12 protein-coding genes are annotated in these 18,458 nt (G+C 36.1%); 5 read left to right on the top strand and 7 right to left on the bottom strand.

The window, feature by feature from the left end:
- The first annotated feature begins 2,567 nt into the window (after positions 1–2,567).
- On the top strand, positions 2,568–3,542 hold the full coding sequence (locus tag ACFINR_RS00550) for a tail fiber protein (RefSeq protein WP_375612960.1): 975 nt from the start codon (positions 2,568–2,570) through the stop codon (positions 3,540–3,542).
- 1,119 nt (positions 3,543–4,661) lie between these two features.
- Here the strand turns inward: ACFINR_RS00550 and ACFINR_RS00545 are convergent.
- The 5 genes from ACFINR_RS00545 to ACFINR_RS00525 all read right to left on the bottom strand — a co-directional run bounded on the left by ACFINR_RS00545 (position 4,662) and on the right by ACFINR_RS00525 (position 11,000).
- Positions 4,662–5,495, bottom strand: a complete 834-nt coding sequence (locus tag ACFINR_RS00545) for a heme ABC transporter ATP-binding protein (protein ID WP_375611204.1) — start codon at positions 5,493–5,495, stop codon at positions 4,662–4,664.
- Complete coding sequence (locus ACFINR_RS00540; RefSeq protein WP_375652290.1) at positions 5,492–6,589, bottom strand: FecCD family ABC transporter permease; 1,098 nt, start codon at positions 6,587–6,589, stop codon at positions 5,492–5,494. Before ACFINR_RS00540 ends, ACFINR_RS00545 begins: the two co-directional genes overlap by 4 nt.
- A gap of 5 nt (positions 6,590–6,594) precedes the next feature.
- The gene (locus tag ACFINR_RS00535; RefSeq protein ID WP_375649502.1) at positions 6,595–7,497 is read right to left on the bottom strand and encodes a hemin ABC transporter substrate-binding protein; all 903 of its coding nucleotides are present in this window, start codon (positions 7,495–7,497) and stop codon (positions 6,595–6,597) included.
- Between the two features lie 18 nt (positions 7,498–7,515).
- Positions 7,516–8,559, bottom strand: a complete 1,044-nt coding sequence (locus tag ACFINR_RS00530) for a hemin-degrading factor (RefSeq protein ID WP_375631693.1) — start codon at positions 8,557–8,559, stop codon at positions 7,516–7,518.
- Positions 8,560–8,822: 263 nt separating this feature from the next.
- Positions 8,823–11,000, bottom strand: coding sequence for a TonB-dependent hemoglobin/transferrin/lactoferrin family receptor (locus ACFINR_RS00525; RefSeq protein ID WP_375631695.1), 2,178 nt, complete (start codon positions 10,998–11,000; stop codon positions 8,823–8,825).
- Positions 11,001–11,242: 242 nt separating this feature from the next.
- Between ACFINR_RS00525 and ACFINR_RS00520 the strand changes: the two genes are divergently transcribed.
- Positions 11,243–12,013: an energy transducer TonB gene (locus tag ACFINR_RS00520; RefSeq protein ID WP_375631808.1), complete on the top strand. Its 771-nt coding sequence runs from the start codon at positions 11,243–11,245 to the stop codon at positions 12,011–12,013.
- 1,001 nt (positions 12,014–13,014) lie between these two features.
- Here ACFINR_RS00520 and ACFINR_RS00515 read toward each other — a convergent pair.
- The gene (locus ACFINR_RS00515) at positions 13,015–15,105 is read right to left on the bottom strand and encodes a lytic transglycosylase domain-containing protein (RefSeq protein ID WP_375652289.1); all 2,091 of its coding nucleotides are present in this window, start codon (positions 15,103–15,105) and stop codon (positions 13,015–13,017) included.
- A gap of 250 nt (positions 15,106–15,355) precedes the next feature.
- On the opposite strand from ACFINR_RS00515, the gene dapA reads away from it, so the two are divergent.
- Both dapA and smpB read left to right on the top strand, forming a co-directional pair.
- Complete coding sequence (gene dapA, locus ACFINR_RS00510) at positions 15,356–16,240, top strand: 4-hydroxy-tetrahydrodipicolinate synthase (protein ID WP_375612952.1); 885 nt, start codon at positions 15,356–15,358, stop codon at positions 16,238–16,240.
- Positions 16,241–16,258: 18 nt separating this feature from the next.
- A complete protein-coding gene (smpB, locus tag ACFINR_RS00505; RefSeq protein WP_012231306.1) occupies positions 16,259–16,735 on the top strand; it encodes an SsrA-binding protein SmpB in 477 nt (158 codons plus the stop codon).
- A gap of 48 nt (positions 16,736–16,783) precedes the next feature.
- Here smpB and ACFINR_RS00500 read toward each other — a convergent pair whose 3' ends face one another.
- Positions 16,784–17,452 (bottom strand): uracil-DNA glycosylase, encoded by a 669-nt coding sequence (locus ACFINR_RS00500; protein ID WP_375620809.1) that lies wholly within the window; start codon positions 17,450–17,452, stop codon positions 16,784–16,786.
- Between the two features lie 572 nt (positions 17,453–18,024).
- On the opposite strand from ACFINR_RS00500, the gene rpoZ reads away from it, so the two are divergent.
- Positions 18,025–18,423 carry a DNA-directed RNA polymerase subunit omega gene (gene rpoZ, locus ACFINR_RS00495; protein ID WP_273791104.1) on the top strand — a complete coding sequence of 133 codons (399 nt, stop codon included), beginning with the start codon at positions 18,025–18,027 and terminating at the stop codon, positions 18,421–18,423.
- The last annotated feature ends 35 nt before the right edge of the window (positions 18,424–18,458 follow it).

The following is an 18,458-nucleotide window of genomic DNA, read 5'->3' as shown; positions in this document are numbered from 1 at the left end:
CCACTTGTATCTTCAAAAGCTTAAAGCTGATGATCTATAATGGCTTACTATTTTATTATTGACGTGCGCTGTCGTAAAATAAAAGGAGTATATTTTGAGCAATATTTCTTAAAAAGTGCGTAATATGCAATATCATTATATTTTGTTTGGGGTACTTTATTCTTGATGAGGGGGATGTTCCCATTAAGAATGCGATAAACAAAAGCGTGAAACAATACCTAATCTTTATTATAAAAATAATATTGCCTTGAATCTTTTGAAAATTGTGAAGATGAATAAAAAAATAACGATAAAAATGGACGTTGGCTTTTCATATGAAGATTTCATCAACACTTTTAAATAGTTGGAAGAGAAAGGAAAGCAAAAGGATGTATCTTAGCACAAAAGTATACGTAAATTCATTTAAGAGCCATATGATATCGTGCAACAATATTTACAGATAAAAAATAACTAATTATGTGTTATATGCAAGAAAAACTTACTACTTATAATGTAATTATCTTATTATTATTATAAAACAAGATAAAAATTGAATAAATTTGCGGAAAAACAATTTTTGAATAAGTAGGGAATTATGAGGAAGAGTAACCAAATTCCCACTAATATTACTGTTATTAACAGTGTTATAAATGGTAGCCATATAAAAGCTGCAGCTATACAGCCAGTGATGATTGGTACACTCCATAGATAGGCAAATGCGCCAATAAGGTCTTCATCGATAAATGCATCAGAGAATTCTTTATTTGGAGTACCATAGCATTTTATAATCGCTTTGCATTGTCCCACTCACATCATAAAACTCGTTATGCACATTATGAAGGATATAAAAACAGCTTGTTTTTTAGGTCTTGTTCAAAAAAACATATTTAAGTAGTGCGACTGCGCTAAATAACGAAGAAAATGCTGGAAGGAATAGAAAAGAACACCTAAAATATTCTTTTTTCCATTCTACTGTAACGATTTTAAGCATCCCGCCCCAATGAAAAGATTGTAAACAAAAATCCTAATATACTACATACGATAAGATCTCCAAAACTCATATTTCCATCTTTCTTTTTGTGTGTTTATTTTGTGGATTCATCAATATATTCATATCAATACGTATTATATCTTTTGTAAAGTAGATCACATTTCATTCATGTATGGTAAGATTATGTATAGCGTTATACATCTATAACGTCTGAAATTACTGGTTTTTTTATTACCTAAAGAAAATATTTCTTACATTAGAAAATATAGCAATAGCTTCAAAAACAGTAAAGAATAATCCCATCTAGAGCTGGTAAAGGCGTGTAAAGGGTGTAGCTAATAAATGATGTGTATTTTAAAGGGAAGATAGAAGTTAAAGGTGCAGAGAACACTGAAAATAAAGTCGGTAATGAGTGGAGGGGATATTCTATTTGGAAAAAACAAGCCATGGATAGTCCAATTGTCTGGCTACTTATGCAAGATTTTGTAAGGTGTTTTCTTTGATAGTTAAGGGTATAGCAAGTGTAAAATTGATGGAGCGTATTTTTTTGTTTGGATTGATGAAGCAGATGAGTTAGCAAAACAGTTTAGAGAATGCTTTTTAATATTGCCTTGAATTAAGAAGAACACCAATAATTGCAAGATGTTGTTTAGAATGATTTATTGTTCTTGCAAAAAAAATATACATATAATAATATATAGAGGGGGATGTGCTAAGTGTGGGAGGGGAAAAGTTGGTTATGGGGCGTTTAATAAACAAGGATATTGTTCATAAAAATTGGGGGAGGGGCTGGGTTATGCTTTTTAATTTTTTCCGGATCGGATACAACCTTCAAATTTTGTGAAGGTGTGTGATATTTAATATTTCAAAGTATTTTATTTCCAGTTTAATGAAAGTGTGGAGCAAATGTCCATATTGAATATATTCTCTGTGATACATTTAGATTGAACAAAAGCTTATTCAAAAAAACATTGGTGCTAATCTTGTGACACAATTTCAGAAATCAATTGAATAAAATAGAACAAAGTATCTGCATGTGAATAAAAACATAATGAAGCATGCAAAAAATTTGAAGCTAATTTTTAAAGTTTTAATACAAATGATAGCCAAAAGATAGAATTTCTTTGTTTAAAATATATGGTATAAAATATCGACGAGATAGATTTAAACTATTGAAAAAAATAAAAAAAGATAATGTTTAAGTCAGAAACTTTCTATGTGGATGATAAGTTATTACATTCAGTAATGGTTATATGAAATCCATAATAAGAAAAATTTTGGAAGTATTTATAAATTTTGCAACAAGATGCAAGATTGAAAAAATAATTATATAACAACAGCAAAGCAACAAAACAAGATATTAAGTAACATCAGATGAGGTGGTTACATTATACATTAGAAGAGAAAGCATTAATACTAATGTTATGAAAAGCGTCTGGTGAATTTAGGTTATAAAATTGGAAGGAGTGAAGAGAGATAAAATGCGTAAATAAGGATGGTGCAGTGGTTATGATGTACCAATAAACAGCGGCAGCACATTTTAGTGCACAGAACGAGAAGTTGTTAGAAAAACTATGAAAATAATGGGGGATTTAAAATGTCTAATATCTATGATTGGTCTCTAAAGGCTGATGAAAATGCTTATTCAGATAGTATCATTAATTGGGCAGAAGGACAGCCGCCTAGTTCTGTTAATGATAGTGCAAGGGCGATGATGCAGCGCGTGCGCGAATATCTTGCAGATAATGGTGGATCTATTAATTCAAGCTTTATAGTAAATTTGGAAGATAAAACAACATTAATTACCTTAAAGACAGTTTCGCCTATAAAGAAATACAACAATGATATCGTCATACGTTTTAAAGCTTGTGGTGTAAATATTGGCGTGACAACAATAACTGTTAATAATATAGGAGAAAAGCTTATCTATAAAGCCACTGATGCGGGGATTATACCATTAGAAGGTGGAGAATTTCAAACAGATGGCATTTATGAAATGGTATACAATAATGGTGTTTTAATAAAAGAGCATGAGGGTTGGTATTTATTAAACCCTACACCACCAAAGATAGAAAGTTTCCCCTCTGGATTCATTGCAACATTTGCTATGCAAAATGTGCCAAATGGTTGGCTTTTATGTGATGGTAAGGCCTATAAGCGTGAAGATTATCCGCAGTTATTCGAGGCAATAGGTGATAAATGGGGAAAAGACAGCAATAAAACTTTTAAAGTTCCTGATTTTAGAGGCATGTTTTTACGCGGCTTTGATAATGGTCGGGGTTTAGATGGTGGTAGAAAGTTTGCAGATGAACAACAAGATAGCATAAAATCACATACGCATATTGGAAGTATTGAAAACGCAGGCGAGCATGCGCATAATTTTGAGTATCAAGGGGTAGGATGGCCCGTTGGTGATATTGGGAGACTCCCGAATCATTATACTTATAATACGACCCTGAAAGGGAGAACAGCTTCTGCTGGTGCACATACACACAAGGTAACTCTTTCCCATACGGGTGAGGCAGAAACGCGCCCTGTTAATACAACCGTTGTCTATGCTATAAAATCATGAGTATGTTTAAGTAATAATAATCTATACACCTTGATAATTTTGTTAACGCGGAGCAATTCCGCGTTATTTTTTACATATGAAAAGGAAATCTATATTGTTAATAGGATACTTGAGAGAGTCAAAAAACAATTTTAAAATGATTGAAAGAAAGAGTTAAGGATATAATTTATTTTATAATTATATGATAACATAGGGAAAATGTGTAAAAATCATTTAAACTGTGCCGTGAAGAGATCTGGAGATATATTTTTTCATAAGGTGTTTTGATAGGGGAAGGTAATAAAATTATTCAACCTGAGGCATAAAAAAGTACAATATTTTTAGCGTTTTTTGTGCAAAAATAGCATACCCCTGTATGAGTTAATTCATCTTATAAAGATATTTCTCACCTTGTTGTCGATTTCATTTCTTTGCATTGCCATGGTAGGAGGCTTTATCTGTAAATGATAGTTCCCCTTTGAGTGGAATCATCATTATGCTTATGAAGCAGAAGACAAACGCTATTTCTATACTCTCTCCTCATCCCTATATTCCGCATTGTTTTTGCATTAGGGGGCTTACAAAAAGCGTTATTGAGTTTATTTTAAAGTTTTTATTCAATAGGTTAATTCTTTGTGATATGCCAATAAACAATTTTTTAATAGAGAGAGAAAAGTAAAAATATCATTGTAAATCAATATTTATTTATACAAATAAGCTAAAGTATATGTATTATAAAGAAAACATTACCATTAAAGCTACAAATAAATCTTTTATGCAGGGGAGAAAGGTACTTGATTTCTATATGGTCCTTAGAAGATATAATAATACACCCGTTATTATAACAAAGGCATTTATACGCATTTCTTGAATCATTTTTATAAAGATAAAAGTGATAGAAAGAGTGGGAAAACGCATGTTTATGTTGTATAAATTTGTATGATATAACAGTTTGATAGCAAATAAAATTTCACATGTTTTTAGTTACGTAAAATCTTAAAAGATTTTAAACTGGTATTTTTTTCCAAAAATATCTTTAGGGTAATTGATCTTCTTTTTTAATGACAGATGACAAAAAGGAGTTCATATGAAAATAAAAAAGATTCTTGAATATTTGCGTGTTTTATTTTGCTATGGACTTTAGTTTTTAGATTGAAGCCGATAGCCTAGAGATCTAATTTCATAGGAGGATGTCGTTTGAGGGAGTATAAAAGGGATATCTTCTTTAGGTAATTCAGAAACGTTTAAAGAACAATGATAAACATCGCGGAGATTTTGTGTTGTCAACACATTAGTTGCATTTCCTTCGCAATAAATCTCACCTTCCTTGAGCAAGATCATGTTATCTGCATAATGTGCCGCGAGATTGAGGTCATGAAGAACAGCAAGAACGCCGCCACCAGAATGAGCAAATTGTTTAGCAATATCCATAACGATGATTTGATGTTGAATATCGAGGCTAGCAATAGGTTCATCTAATATCATCCAGCGAGGAATCCCATTATGAACAGGTTTCCAGACTTGGCAAAGTACACGGGCAAGTTGTACTCTAGCTTGTTCTCCACCTGATAATTGGTGATAATACAGGTTGCCATAATCAGAAAGGTCAACGCACTCTAAAGCTTTCTGGATAAGATTTTGCAATTCGGCTTTGGCAATGCTAAATTGGTTTACAGAAAGGCCAAGCCCTACAACTTCATGGACTAAGAATGGAAATACGAGCGTTGTTGATTGTGGTAGTACAGCGCGCATTTTTGCCATTACATGAGTTTTTGTTTGGCATACATTATAACCATTTAAGGTTATTTTTCCACTGTAAGGAATTTCACCACTCAGAGCTTTGATAAAAGTACTTTTTCCTGATCCATTAGGACCAATAATAATGGTAAAAGCACCACTTTTAGCTTGAAGATTAATGTGTTTAAGAATCTGCTTCTTTCCGCGCTGAACACAAATATTTGTCGCTTCAATCATGAAAAGTCTGTTCCTCGTTTGCATATAAGGATCCATAGAAAGAAAGGTGCACCAAAAAGTGCTGTTACAATCCCAATCGGCAATTCTGCGGGGGCAACAATTAAGCGTGCAAACATATCAGCAAAAATAAGTAATGCTGCTCCCAAGAGAGCAGAGCAAGGAATGAGATAGCGATGATCAGGACCTATGAGCTGACGTAAAATATGAGGAACAATAATACCAATAAAACCAATACCACCACTGACAGCAACAGCACTACCGCACATAAGAGCAACAAGGGGAATAGCAATATTTTTGACGCGTTGAATATGGAAACCAATATGGCCAGCAACAGCTTCTCCAAGAGCAAGGGCATTAAGTGCTCGTGATAAAAAGGGAGAGAAAAGAAGACCAATAACGATAAAAGGGAGAACGAGCCATACTTTCAACCATGTAGCGCCCGCAAGAGAGCCCAGACTCCAAAAAGTGATATCACGCAGTTGTTGGTCATTTGCGACAAAAATCAATGTTCCGACAACAGCACTGCTTAATGCACCAAGAGCAATACCAGCAAGCAGCATGGTTGCAATAGAGGTAAAGCTGTTATGCGTTGCTATTATGTAGAGAATAATCGTTGATAAAAGTCCACCAAAAAAAGCACCTATGATAACTTTATAAGGCTCTAGAAAAGGTGCAAAAGAAACAGGAAAAGCAATGCCGACAACAATTGCTAAGACTGCTCCAAGTCCAGCACCTGCTGATACACCTACAATTCCGGGATCTGCAAGAGGATTACGAAAAAGCCCTTGCATAAGAACACCGGAGACAGCTAAGGCTGCTCCAATCAATAATCCCAAGATAACACGGGGAAGCCTTATGTCGATGAGCACGAGGTAATCACGCGTTTTACTACTTACCGAAAAATCTTGTGTAAGCATCACATGGAGGAGATCAACGAAAGAAACCTTTGCTGCACCATTCAAGAGCCCACCAAAAATACTGAAAATAAGGAATATTATTAAGCTTAATAATAAAATCTTCCCCTGTTTTGAACGGTTTATTTTTTTACCTTCTTTTTCTTTAGGTAAATGCATCCTGGATGTACCGTCTGCCATTTTTATCAGCTCTTACCGTTTTGATGTGCACCATAAAGTATCTCAATAAGCTCTCTTGATGCGTCTGCAGTACGTGGACCAAATCCCAAAAAATACATAGCATCCATCTGTTTTATGGCATGATTTTTCGCTGCAGTTGTTGCTTGAACTGCCGGTATGGCTAAAATCTTATCAATGCTGGTTGATCTTGCACCATGTTTTACAAGCAAAATAACATCAGGATCTGATTTCAATAATGCTTCGCCGTTGAGAAGTTTATATCCTTTATAATCGGTGATAGCATTGATAGCGCCTGAAAGTTTGATCATACTATCAGCTGCAGTACCTGTTCCAGATGCCATGACGCGTCCATTTTGCACAGAGAAAACAAAAAGAACACGCTTTGGTGTTGTTACTTTCGCCAAACGCGCATCGTTGTCTAAAAAATTACGCTTCAATTTCTCAATTAACGCCGCGGCTTGCACTTCCCGATGAATGGCTTGACCAACGAGGCGAATCTTTTCTATCACATTTTCACGGGAGTAGTCTTCTGGTATGATCACCAGAGGTATTGATGTTTTTTTGAGAATATCAATTGTTGAAGCGGGACCACTTCCTTCAACAAGCAATATACCCTCTGGAGCAAGTGATAAAACCCCCTCAGGTGAAAGAGCACGCATATATCCAAGCACAGGAAGCTTGAGCGCTTCTTGTGGGTAGACGCTTGTACTATCACGGGCGACAAGTTGATCTTGGGCTCCCAATGCATAGACAATTTCTGTAAGTGCTCCGCCGATAGAAACAATTCGAGCATTTTCAGGAAAACGCGTTGCAGGTTCAGCAATTACTTGTTTAGAAAAACAAGTAAGAGAGAGCAGTAAACACGTAAGAAAAAGGTTTGATAACCTATGTAAAAGAGATATGAACATGTCTAACCTTATCTTATCTTAGTTACTGCTGTTTTCTTGGCATGATGGCAAACTATTCAATAAAGAACGCCAATCTTCACGTTCTTTTTGACCCTCCTTGCGTACGCCAAAAAATTGAATAACCATCTCATCATCTTTATCGAAAACTTCAAGTGAACTGACATAACCATCACGGGTAGGTTTGCGAACATGCCATACTCTAGCAATCCCGGACGTGAGTAAATGAAGGTCAAATCTTGGATCAAGAACATTAAGCCAAGGTCCCATTTGCTTAATATTTTTTACAGTCCCACTAAAAATTTGAATACACCCTTTATTCCCAACAAAACACATGATTGGCAGTTCTTGTTGTGCGACTTGGTTAAGCATTATTTCAACAGCATTTACCTGTAATTCATCGGCAAATTCATTACCAACATATTTTACAGCATGATGTCGATTAATTTTAAATTCGGAAATAATTTTGTGAAGTTGGTGTACATCTGTCATTTTCCGCCAACGATCCCGAAAACTCTCAATATCCAATTCTGTTATGTCACATTGGGCTGGGAGAGAAACGGGAAGAATGTTAAGAACAGGAGACTGATCTTCAAGAAGGAGCTTTTCAACAAGTTTATTCCACTCGTCCATATTTGTCATATCTTTAGAATAGACCTTTAAAATAGCAACGCCATGTTGATCAAAGAATTGCAGACTTTTTGTAGGTTTTCCAAGAATAACGACATCATATTCAAAACCGAACTTCCATTGTTTTGTAAAAATACGCAAATCAATTTCACCAAGTGTGATAGGAATATGTTCGTTTTGAACAATTTTTTCAAAGCGTCCCGTTATTTCGTGAACAGCATATTCATTGCGAGTTAAGACCATGACGGTTCCAAGTCGAGGTGCATTTTCCAAGAGAGTAGCAACATCGGTTTGTAGCCTTTTTGCTTTTCCAATGGTACAATAAGCCGCAATAAGCTCCGCTTCAGATATACCAATCGAAACCGCAAAATCGCGGTTTCGCATTTCTTTTTTTTCTTCACGCAAACGAAGAATCATTTCAGCTGTATGTGCCATGAATTTACCTTATGTTACTTAACTCAAAAACTAACTTTCAAATTTTACAATTCCAAGGCAATAAATTAAATTCTTTTAAGAGTTCAATCTATCACAAAATAACACTCTATCGCCAACAGCTGAGCAATCAAAAAACGATAAAACAGAAAGAATTAAAACTTTTCTACCAAATCTTTGTAATTTTAAAGATGTTGAAAATAGAAACACAATAATTAATCCTTTTATCAATACGATTTTATTGACCGAATAATTAACAGAAGTGACTAAAACTTTTGTACAAACGACACCTTAAAGTTACGACCAGGCTGGCTATAATAATCTTTTGGTGTTGAACTTTTACCTGAAGGAAGTTCAGATACATTCCAATATTTTGTATTGAAAAGATTATAAACACCGGCTCTTAGAATAGGTCCCGTTTCACCGAATGGTTTCCACCACCCTGTCATATCAACGACATGATATCCTGGAATTTTTTGGTAATCAGATTCTCCGGCTACTTTGTCACGTTTAGCTGCCAAAGTAAGGATAATATCGCTTCCCCAAACCTCTTTTGCATATCCTAATCCGATAACTGCTTTCAAAGGAGGAATTGAGTTAAGATACTCCTTTTTATCAAGATCTTTTCCTTGTGAATAAGCAAGAGCAACATTGCTATGAAAACCATTTTTAAGAACTAAATGAGCTTTTGTCTCAACACCAAAAATTTGCACGTGAAAACGATTCATGTAATGCCGACGCGCAAATCTAAATTCCTCTGATGGCCCTCTATCCTCAGTATCTATGAAATTCTTATATTGATTGAAAAAGGCATTGAAGGAACCACCGAAATTTACATTTCCATACCGTAGACCAACATCATACCCATTGCTTGTTTCTGGTTGAAGATCAGGATTCCCTTTCACGTAATAAGCAGAAGGTTTGATATAAGAGACGTAAAGTTCTGAAATACGTGGTGCACGAAAAGCCTGTGCCCACTGAGCATAGAGCGTTACTTGATTACGAACATCCCACTCCACGCGTAATTTAGGAGAAAAGCGTGAACCACTTCTTTCTGGAGGGAATTTATCAGAAATCAGTGCTTTCTCATAAGAAGGTGTTTTCTGAGGAACATATTTGTACCAATCATACCGGATTCCCGGTGTTACACGAAAACGATCATCAGCCAACCCAATTTCATCTTCAAAAACAAAACCTAAATTGTAACCATTTGTGTCTGGTGAATCTGATCGATTAGCAGGAACAAAAAGACATCCCCGAGCGTATTCTTTTATATGACAATTGTCTTTACCTAACAAATAGTGATGAAATTTAGATGACGAAACATTCATTACAAACTTTAACGTATGGTTTATAGTGCCAAAATCCACTTTTTTAAGGGCATCAGCATTGAAACCATAATTGATATTACGCAAGAAATTATCTCTCAAATAATCCCCTTTGGGAGCTGAAACACGAACACCTGTCATAACGTAACGACTTGATTGCCTTTGCCAATAAAGCTGCCCATTAAACGCATCAAGAACTGCATCACCATTACCATTATAATTATAAGAAAGAGAAAAGCGCTCACGAAGTTTATTATCCTGCTCATAAACGGAACCTGGAGCGTATCTTTTAGACGAATTTAATTCATGTGTGTTACTATTATGACCAAAACGCTCTGCGGTAAAACCAAGGCGGTGATTATCACTCAAATATTGATGAATTTTAAAAAGCAAGTTATTTTTATCAAAGTGAGAAGGGTTTTTGCGCGTGCGTTCCTCATACCCTTCTACTGTTCCCATATTTTTGCGCTCATGACCTTCTACATAAGATCCTTGAAAAAGTAAAAATGTCCGGTAATTACGCACAGCAAAAGCTTGATCGATGCGCCAGCTGTTATCAACAGAATTATAACCACCTTTTATAAGGCTTCCCCAATTCTTTTCTTCCACGATCAGGTCTTCAGGATCAAGGGTACGCAACGCAATGATTCCCCCTAAGGCACCAGAACCATAAAGACTAGAATCTGATCCCTGAATAGTATCAAACGTAGAAAGAGCATTGAAATCAAAAGTTGTGTTTCCACCTCCACCACGGAATATATCATTAAACCATGGAAGAGAAATACCATCCATTGTCGTAAGAACACGGTTTGCATCTAAACCCCGAATAACGAAACTGTTATTTTCTGAGTTATAGGATACGGAAGGATTAAGACGACTCACATCATAAACATCAGTTATTTGTCTTTCATCAATATTCTTGTTGGTCTTACGATCAGTCAGAATGGTTATTGAATTTGAAGCATCTTCTATTTTTTTTCCTTTAATAAGGATTGGTTTGAGTTCAGTGACAGCACTTCCATCTTTATTTTGTGCAAAAACAAATGAAGGTATACAGACCGATAATGCACTTAAAATTACACAGCTTTTATAGATATTTTTTCGTCTTATTTGCATAACACATCATAACCCTTTTAAACATCCCCTCTCTGTTTTGAAATTTTTTAATACAAAAAGGCTGGACTCACTGATTAAAACTTGCCAGCCAAGTAGGAATGATTTTGACAACGGCACAAAATCATTAGAAGACCATATTAAACATGACAAAATCAGTCAAGAAAAAAGTTGCAATTTCAAAATAGCCTGTTTTAATGAGATTGAACACCAATATTAAGCTTAAAATAGTGGCAGAAGAAACGATGAATTTTGCAAATACGAAACAATTATTAACTCTTTGGATTGGTGCATTTATTGGGGCTTTCTTTTTGCATGTATTATTGGCAGCACAGTTTTATTTTCAAAGTACTGGTATAAGTAATGGTTTGCTCTCGTCGGAGATTATGCTGACTTTTATGCAAGAAACTGTATATCCGGATGTTGATACAGACTTGCCAGATATTCATAGAGAGTCGGATATTAATACAGAGCAAGAAGTATTACAGTCTGATCTCCTAGAGCAGGAGTCAGAAGGATTGGAATCCGTGGATGAAATTCAATCGGAAGAACCTCAGCATATAGTAGAACAAGATGACTTAAAGCCTTTGGAAGAACCCCTACCTCAAAAAGTGGAGCATAAAGCGTTTATCAAAAAAACAATACCGATGCCAAAGGCTGTAGTAAAGCGCTCCAATGCAAAGGCGGTACGTTCTTCTTCCATCAACAAGGGCGGCGGGACAGCAGGGCTTGAAGATATGTTGTTAATGGAGTGGTTAGCAAAGGTACAGTCACAATTAGAAAGGCAAAAAAATTATATTGTGGGACAGCGCACCAATCGTACAAAAGGAACGGTGAAGTTAGAATTTATGGTGCATGAGCAGGGGAGTATTTTTTCTAGTCGTGTAGCAGTCTCTGCTGGTGACCCGGAACTTGATCGATTAGCGATGGCAGCCCTTCGACGCGTTGGTTCTTTTCCACCACCACCACCATCAAAAGTGAATAAAACAATTAGAGTATCCCTAATATTTAGCTGATTTTTTATGCGGGGCGCTTTTCTTATAATATATTGATTTATAATTTTAATGAAAGTTCAAATATAATTTATTCGAATTTTTTTGATGTTGAATCAATCAAAACCATCCGCTTACTTATGATACAAGTTGAGGAGGAGCATGGATAAAAAACTTCTAAAAAGCAGTGAATATACTTCTTATGAGTGCTCTAAATGAAAGGGCTTTTGCAACATTGGGAGTTAAGGGATGATAGAGCTATAGCTTTTATTAATTAAAGGTCTAATCGATTTTTATACCATTCATGAGAGGATTTTCGTAAGTACTTTTCAGATACACCGTTGTGAAATGGACTTAGAAACATTAAAATAAAACAATAATATAAATAAGAAAAACATACTATTTTGGGATGCTCTGTTTTGTGTGAAGGATGTGAGCTTATATGTAAAAATAAGAAAAAAAAGCAAAGCTTCATCTTCATCATTAAAAGATATTGACATATTTAAAAGTCGTAGAACCGAATGAAAAGGGAAGGGGCAGAAGAGAATTGTTTGTCTTTAAGGCTTTCTAACTCAATGAGTCTGTCTTTCTGTTATCAGAGATAATCCAAACGATATATATAATAACGTGCTCTTATTTGGTATAGAAATGTTATAAGCAGGAAAAATAGTCTTAAAAGATGCTGTTTCACAAGATTTGAATATTGACTAATAAGCAACAGTAAAAGGATGAGCTATTTGTTTCACTCTTCTCTTATATTTGTAATCTCTATGATATTGTCGTCTATGTTGAGAAGAAAGGAATTATTTGTACTACCTGTTGATTTATAATGATAATTCATCATTTTGTATTTAAAATAAAAGACCCAAATAGCGTAGGGTTTTCTCATTTCGAATTTATTAATACTGAATCAATTAAAATTACTTTCTTATACGTCCTAAGAAAGTGGGTATGGTACTATTTAAAAAGGAATAAAAACACTTCTTATCAACGCTTTCAAATGCTATTTGGGAAGTTAAGGCATATTATTTCCGTCGACCAGAAAGCAAGTCGGTTTTTATATCTATTTTCCCAGTGAGTCTTGCTTTGTAGACACCATAATTTTCCATGACACGCATCACGTAATTACGTGTTTCTGTATAAGGAATACGTTCAATCCAATCAATGACGTTATCGAGAGATTGACCTCGAGGATCGCCATAACGTTTTATCCATTCATTGACTCGACGGGGACCCGCATTATAGCCAATAAGAGTTAGTATATAGGATCCATTAAAACGTTCTAATTGTTCATTGAGAAAATGAGCACCTAATGTTGCATTATAATGAGCATCACTGCTAAATTTTTTAGGAGACCATGCGATTGAGTATTTTTTTGCCAGTGCTTTTGCTGTTGTAGGAAGCAATTGGAGTATACCTTGTGCACCTGCTTTTGATATGGCTGTTGGATTAAATTCGCTTTCTTGGCGTGCAATGGCATAGATAAGCGATTTTTCTTCTACAGAAATATGAGCAGAAGCTGGTATAGCTCCCAGAGGATGAGAGAGTGCACCGACATTTTTCCCCTGAAAAACAGCCATTTTTCCAATTTTGAGGCTGGTATAATAGTCTCCATTTTTTTCTGCCATAACAGCCAGAAGAGCTAATTCACCGGGGCTTTCTATTTTTTTTCCGAGCTCTCTATAAAAAATTTTAGCAAAATCAGCATAGCCGGCTGCTTCAAGACGTTGAATTGCTTTGATCGCTTTTCGTGCACTAAAATGTTGTCGCTCAGCGGTTGTTGGTTTGGGAAAGAAAACTTTAAGCTTTTTTTGGTTGAGTCGTGCAGCGGCTAATTGACCATAGTAAGTTGCACCAAAATGAGCTGCGCGATGAAAGTATTGCTGGGCATTTTGATGTTCTTCTAGCGTTTCTGCTGTTCGTCCCATCCAGTAATATCCACGTGATGCATAAAAAGGTAAAGAAGAGAGTTGAGGAATACGTGAAAAATGCTGCATTGCCAATTTAGGGTTATGAAGAAACCGTAGTGCATACCACCCTGCATGAAACTCAGCATCGACGGCTAATGCAGATGTTATACCAGTGTGCATTGCAACAAGTTGATAAGCAATTTTTGGTTTGTTTAAATCGAGCATTTCACGAGAAAGGGCGCGTTGTTCTTTCCACAATGAATGAGGGTTCATAAGGCGAAATGCATCTTTTGATGTTTTCATCATGAGTGCTGCTGCTGCATCATATTGCTCTGTTCGTCGAAGATGGCGTATTCGAGCAAACTGAAAAAGAGGATCTTTTTGCCATGATCTCTCTACAGCTTTTAATTTTTGTGTAGCTCTAGGATCATTTTTTTCAACGGCCACAAAAGCATTAAAAAGAGATTGAGCATGGGCTAATTTTGCAACGCGTGCTGCTGAATCAAAACGATGTGCATAGAGCATAAACTGCATGCGTCTCAAATGATCAATAGGTTTTAATGCAGCGTTTGCATTTTTAAGAACAAATACTTCTTCTTTTGCATTAAGCTGTGTTTTATGCCACCATGGCGCAATAACGTGTTGAGCACGAGTGGTTTGTCCCGTTGCGATAAGTGCTTTAGCGAAGAGAGCCATCCCTTGTGCTGTTTGGGGCGGGTGATGAGAAAATTTTTGGATGATTGCGCGTGTGACGTTGGTTTCGTTAAGAAAAGCACGTTCAGCATTGCGTTGCATCGTTTCTATACCTGGCCATCCTTTTAGCATGTTGATTGCATTAAATATTTCAGAACTGGGTATATTAGCTTGGTTTGACACCCCCAGCGCCCATGTCAAAATATGACGATCAAGGCTATGTTTTTCCATTGAATTACGAAGATTTATTGTTTTTGCAATATTGTTGTTTGCTAGTGCATCTAGCCCAGTTTTCAGTTGCTGAAGTGTAGCAGTATTGTGTGATGTCGTGTGTATCTGTTGAAGAGATTCTTGAGCTTCTTTTGCGGTAAAGGGAGTAGGGCGAACCAAAGGGATTGGTACTTTCCCTTGCAAAAGGGGTGTTTGCGCGTATGCACTTGAAAATAAAATTCTTATTGCCAGTATAAGTGTAGTAAAGGTTGATACGAAAAGAGAGGTGGAAAATACACGCATAGAGAAAAGACCTTGAGACCTTGCTTTTTGTAAAAACTTAAGGATTTATAGAACACAAGCATGAAAAACGCGTTAATATAGACGGCTTATTTTAAAGAAATGTTCAACATTTAAGGAGGGACATTTTCATCTTATGGGGGCTTTTTTTGAAATTCATCTTGCTTCAATGATAGAGCAAGATTATGCTCTATTTAAAATTTATAAAAGGCGATTATAAAAAAATAAAAGCAAACATTATAGGGAGTTTATCATGCTCAAGGGAGCTATAACTGCGCTTATCACACCGTTTGATAACAAGGGCGCGATTGATGAGAAGGCGTTTTGTGATTTTGTTGAATGGCAGATCACACAAGGGATTAACGGTGTAAGCCCTGTTGGGACAACAGGTGAATCAGCAACGTTAAGTCATGAAGAACATAAGCGGATTATAGAATTGTGTGTTGAGCAGGTTGCAAAGCGTGTTCCTGTTGTTGCTGGAGCGGGATCAAATAGCACAAGCGAGGCTGTAGAGCTTGCACAATACGCGCAAAAAGCTGGTGCAGATGCAGTTTTGGTTGTCACTCCCTATTATAATAGACCAAATCAATCTGGTTTATACAAGCATTTTTCTTCCATTGCCAAAGCTGTTTCTATTCCGATTATAATTTATAATATTCCTGGTCGTTCTATTATCGATATGGCTGTAGAAACGATGAAAGACCTTTATCAAGATTTTAACAATATCATTGGTGTTAAGGATGCAACGAGCAGAATTGAGCGCGTTAGTGAACAAGGTGAAAAGTGTGGAAAAGATTTTGTGCAGCTTTCCGGTGATGATTGTACGGCGTTAGGTTTTAATGCACATGGAGGTATGGGGTGTATTTCAGTTTCCTCTAATGTTGCTCCAAAGCTTTGTGCAGAGCTTCAAGCCGCTTGTTTTCGTGGTGATTATAAAACAGCACGAGAATTAAATGATCGCTTGATGCCTCTTAATCGTGCTGTGTTTATTGAACCTAGTCCAGCAGGTATTAAATATGCTGCTGCAAAATTAGGATTTTGTGGTGATACTGTGCGTTCTCCTATTGTTCCATTAACAGAAAGAACAAAGAAGATTATTGATGCAGCCCTCAGTCATGCTGGTCTTTTAAAAGCATAAAATGATATTGACAAAGCCATGAATAAAAAAAAGAACGCGCCCGTACGGAAAATAATTGCTGACAATCGTAAAGCACGTTTTAATTTTGAAATCCTTAATAATCTCGAGGCTGGTCTTGTCCTTCAGGGAGCGGAAGTGAAGTCCTTACGTTCTAATCATGCCAATATTGCTGAAAGCTATGCGAGTTTTGAGAATGGGGAATTATGGTTAGTAAACAGCTATATTCCTGAATATACGCAGGCTAATCGTTTTAATCATGAACCACGACGTTTGCGCAAATTATTACTTTCAAAACGTGAGATGGCACGTTTTTTTAATGCAACGTCTCGTGAAGGAATGACACTTGTTCCTCTCAAACTTTATTTTAATGAACGAGGGCGCGTTAAGTTGGAGATCGCTCTAGCGCGGGGGAAAAAGCTTCATGATAAGCGTGAAACGGAAAAAAAACGTGATTGGGGACGTGAGAAAGCAAGACTTTTAAAAAGGTATGGCTAATGGATGCGATCTAGATATTCTTTATTCATAGCGCTGTTTAAAACAGTTTTAGCATTGATCTAAGTATGTTTTTGCTGCTTGAAAGATTTGATGAAACATGGCGTCTGTCAAACGTCCAGTATTTGTATTATAACGAGAACAGTGATAGCTCGAAAAGATGCGTAATCTGCCGATGTTATTGATTTCGCCGTGTCCAAAAGGGTGAGCTAAAACTTTTGCATTAAGGGCACGTATCGTTGAATGGTGCGCAATGGTGCCTAAGGTAATAACGGCTTTAAGTTTGGGAAGATTTGTTAAAAGAGGTGAGAAGAAATAGCGGCACGTGTTAATTTCTGCACCGGTGGGTTTATTTTCTGGTGGAACACAACGAACAGAGTTAACAATTGCTGCATCAATAAGTTCAAGAGTATCGTCTGCTCTTTCTTCAAAGGTTCCTTGGGCAAAACCAAACTTTTTTAAAGTTGAATAAAGTAAGTGCCCAGCATAATCACCAGTAAATGGACGTCCAGTTCGATTTGCTCCGCGTAATCCAGGAGCAAGCCCAACAATAAGAAGGCGTGTTGTATCTGGCCCTTTATAAGGAAAGAATGGGCGCACCGGTGCGTTATACCAACTTGGTTCTTTTACACGCCAGCCAGCGATAAATTGATGAAGCCTAGGACATAAATTGCAATTTTGGGGTGGTTCTGGGCAAAGTGATGTTAATTGGCTATTCATGGTGTTAGGCATCAATCGTTTTTCTATTTTTTTGAGTCTTTATATAGCGTATATGACGGGTTATGTTTTGATAAACAATCTATAATGAATATAAATAAACTTTTTTAGAAGAAAGTTTAATATAAACTTATTGCTCATTATTGTGTAAAGAGAGGTCATCTTTCAGTAATTTATTCGATGAATAAGAGTGCAATACACATGATGTTCAAAGAAAAAAAGTTGTCTCTTTAGATAAAGATATTATCATAAAAAGTATGTATAAGGCTGCTGTTATTGCAAAGGGTTTAAACAGCAGGTATTCCTTTTAAAAGGATAAGGACTCCAGACAAGTATTTTGTCAAGAAAGACCTCCCTTCGTTTGAAGTCAATCTATTGGAATGCTTTTAAAAGAAATTTTGATAACGAGCATGAATAGGTCATACATTTTTATAAATTTTCCAAGAATTTTTTTAAATAAGTTCTTTAATCAAAAAATATAAAAGTTTGTGTTGTTTTTCTTGTGTTTTATTTTGATTATTGTATATACTCCTTTATCCGCTATTAAATTTTTTTTATTTGAGAAAGAGGCATAAATGGCCCGCGTAACGGTAGAAGATTGTATTGATAAAGTTGACAACCGCTTTGAATTGGTACTTTTAGCAGGTCATCGGGCGCGTCAGATTTCACAAGGAGCGCAGATTACGGTTGATCGTGATAATGATAAAAATCCAGTTGTTGCTTTGCGTGAAATAGCAGAAGAAACATTGTCGCCTGCTGATTTAAAGGAAGACCTTATTCATTCGTTGCAAAAGCATGTGGAAGTAGATGAGCCAGAAATGGCAAGTGAATTTATTACCCATTCAGGTGAAGCTGAAAGTGTTTTTAATACGTCGTCGCAAGAAGAAGGTACTTCATTTGATCATATGTCAGAAGAAGAGCTTTTAGCGGGTATTGAAGGTTTGGTTGTTCCAGAAAAAAGTGACGATTATTAATTGCAGCAATTTATGTTACAGGAGTAAAGATACCT

The sequence above is a fragment of the Bartonella sp. AP19HLJMH genome, from assembly GCF_042196245.1.
Taxonomy (GTDB): Bacteria; Pseudomonadota; Alphaproteobacteria; order Rhizobiales; family Rhizobiaceae; genus Bartonella.
This window is presented reverse-complemented; position numbering and strand designations above follow the sequence as displayed.

Coding starts and splice junctions, on each gene's coding strand:
- ACFINR_RS00550 (WP_375612960.1), top strand. CDS start 2,568: ATGTCTAATATCTATGATTGGTCTCTAAAGGCTGATGAAAATGCTTAT.
- ACFINR_RS00545 (WP_375611204.1), bottom strand. CDS start 5,495: ATGATTGAAGCGACAAATATTTGTGTTCAGCGCGGAAAGAAGCAGATT.
- ACFINR_RS00540 (WP_375652290.1), bottom strand. CDS start 6,589: ATGGCAGACGGTACATCCAGGATGCATTTACCTAAAGAAAAAGAAGGT.
- ACFINR_RS00535 (WP_375649502.1), bottom strand. CDS start 7,497: ATGTTCATATCTCTTTTACATAGGTTATCAAACCTTTTTCTTACGTGT.
- ACFINR_RS00530 (WP_375631693.1), bottom strand. CDS start 8,559: ATGGCACATACAGCTGAAATGATTCTTCGTTTGCGTGAAGAAAAAAAA.
- ACFINR_RS00525 (WP_375631695.1), bottom strand. CDS start 11,000: ATGCAAATAAGACGAAAAAATATCTATAAAAGCTGTGTAATTTTAAGT.
- ACFINR_RS00520 (WP_375631808.1), top strand. CDS start 11,243: ATGAATTTTGCAAATACGAAACAATTATTAACTCTTTGGATTGGTGCA.
- ACFINR_RS00515 (WP_375652289.1), bottom strand. CDS start 15,105: ATGCGTGTATTTTCCACCTCTCTTTTCGTATCAACCTTTACTACACTT.
- dapA (WP_375612952.1), top strand. CDS start 15,356: ATGCTCAAGGGAGCTATAACTGCGCTTATCACACCGTTTGATAACAAG.
- smpB (WP_012231306.1), top strand. CDS start 16,259: ATGAATAAAAAAAAGAACGCGCCCGTACGGAAAATAATTGCTGACAAT.
- ACFINR_RS00500 (WP_375620809.1), bottom strand. CDS start 17,452: ATGAATAGCCAATTAACATCACTTTGCCCAGAACCACCCCAAAATTGC.
- rpoZ (WP_273791104.1), top strand. CDS start 18,025: ATGGCCCGCGTAACGGTAGAAGATTGTATTGATAAAGTTGACAACCGC.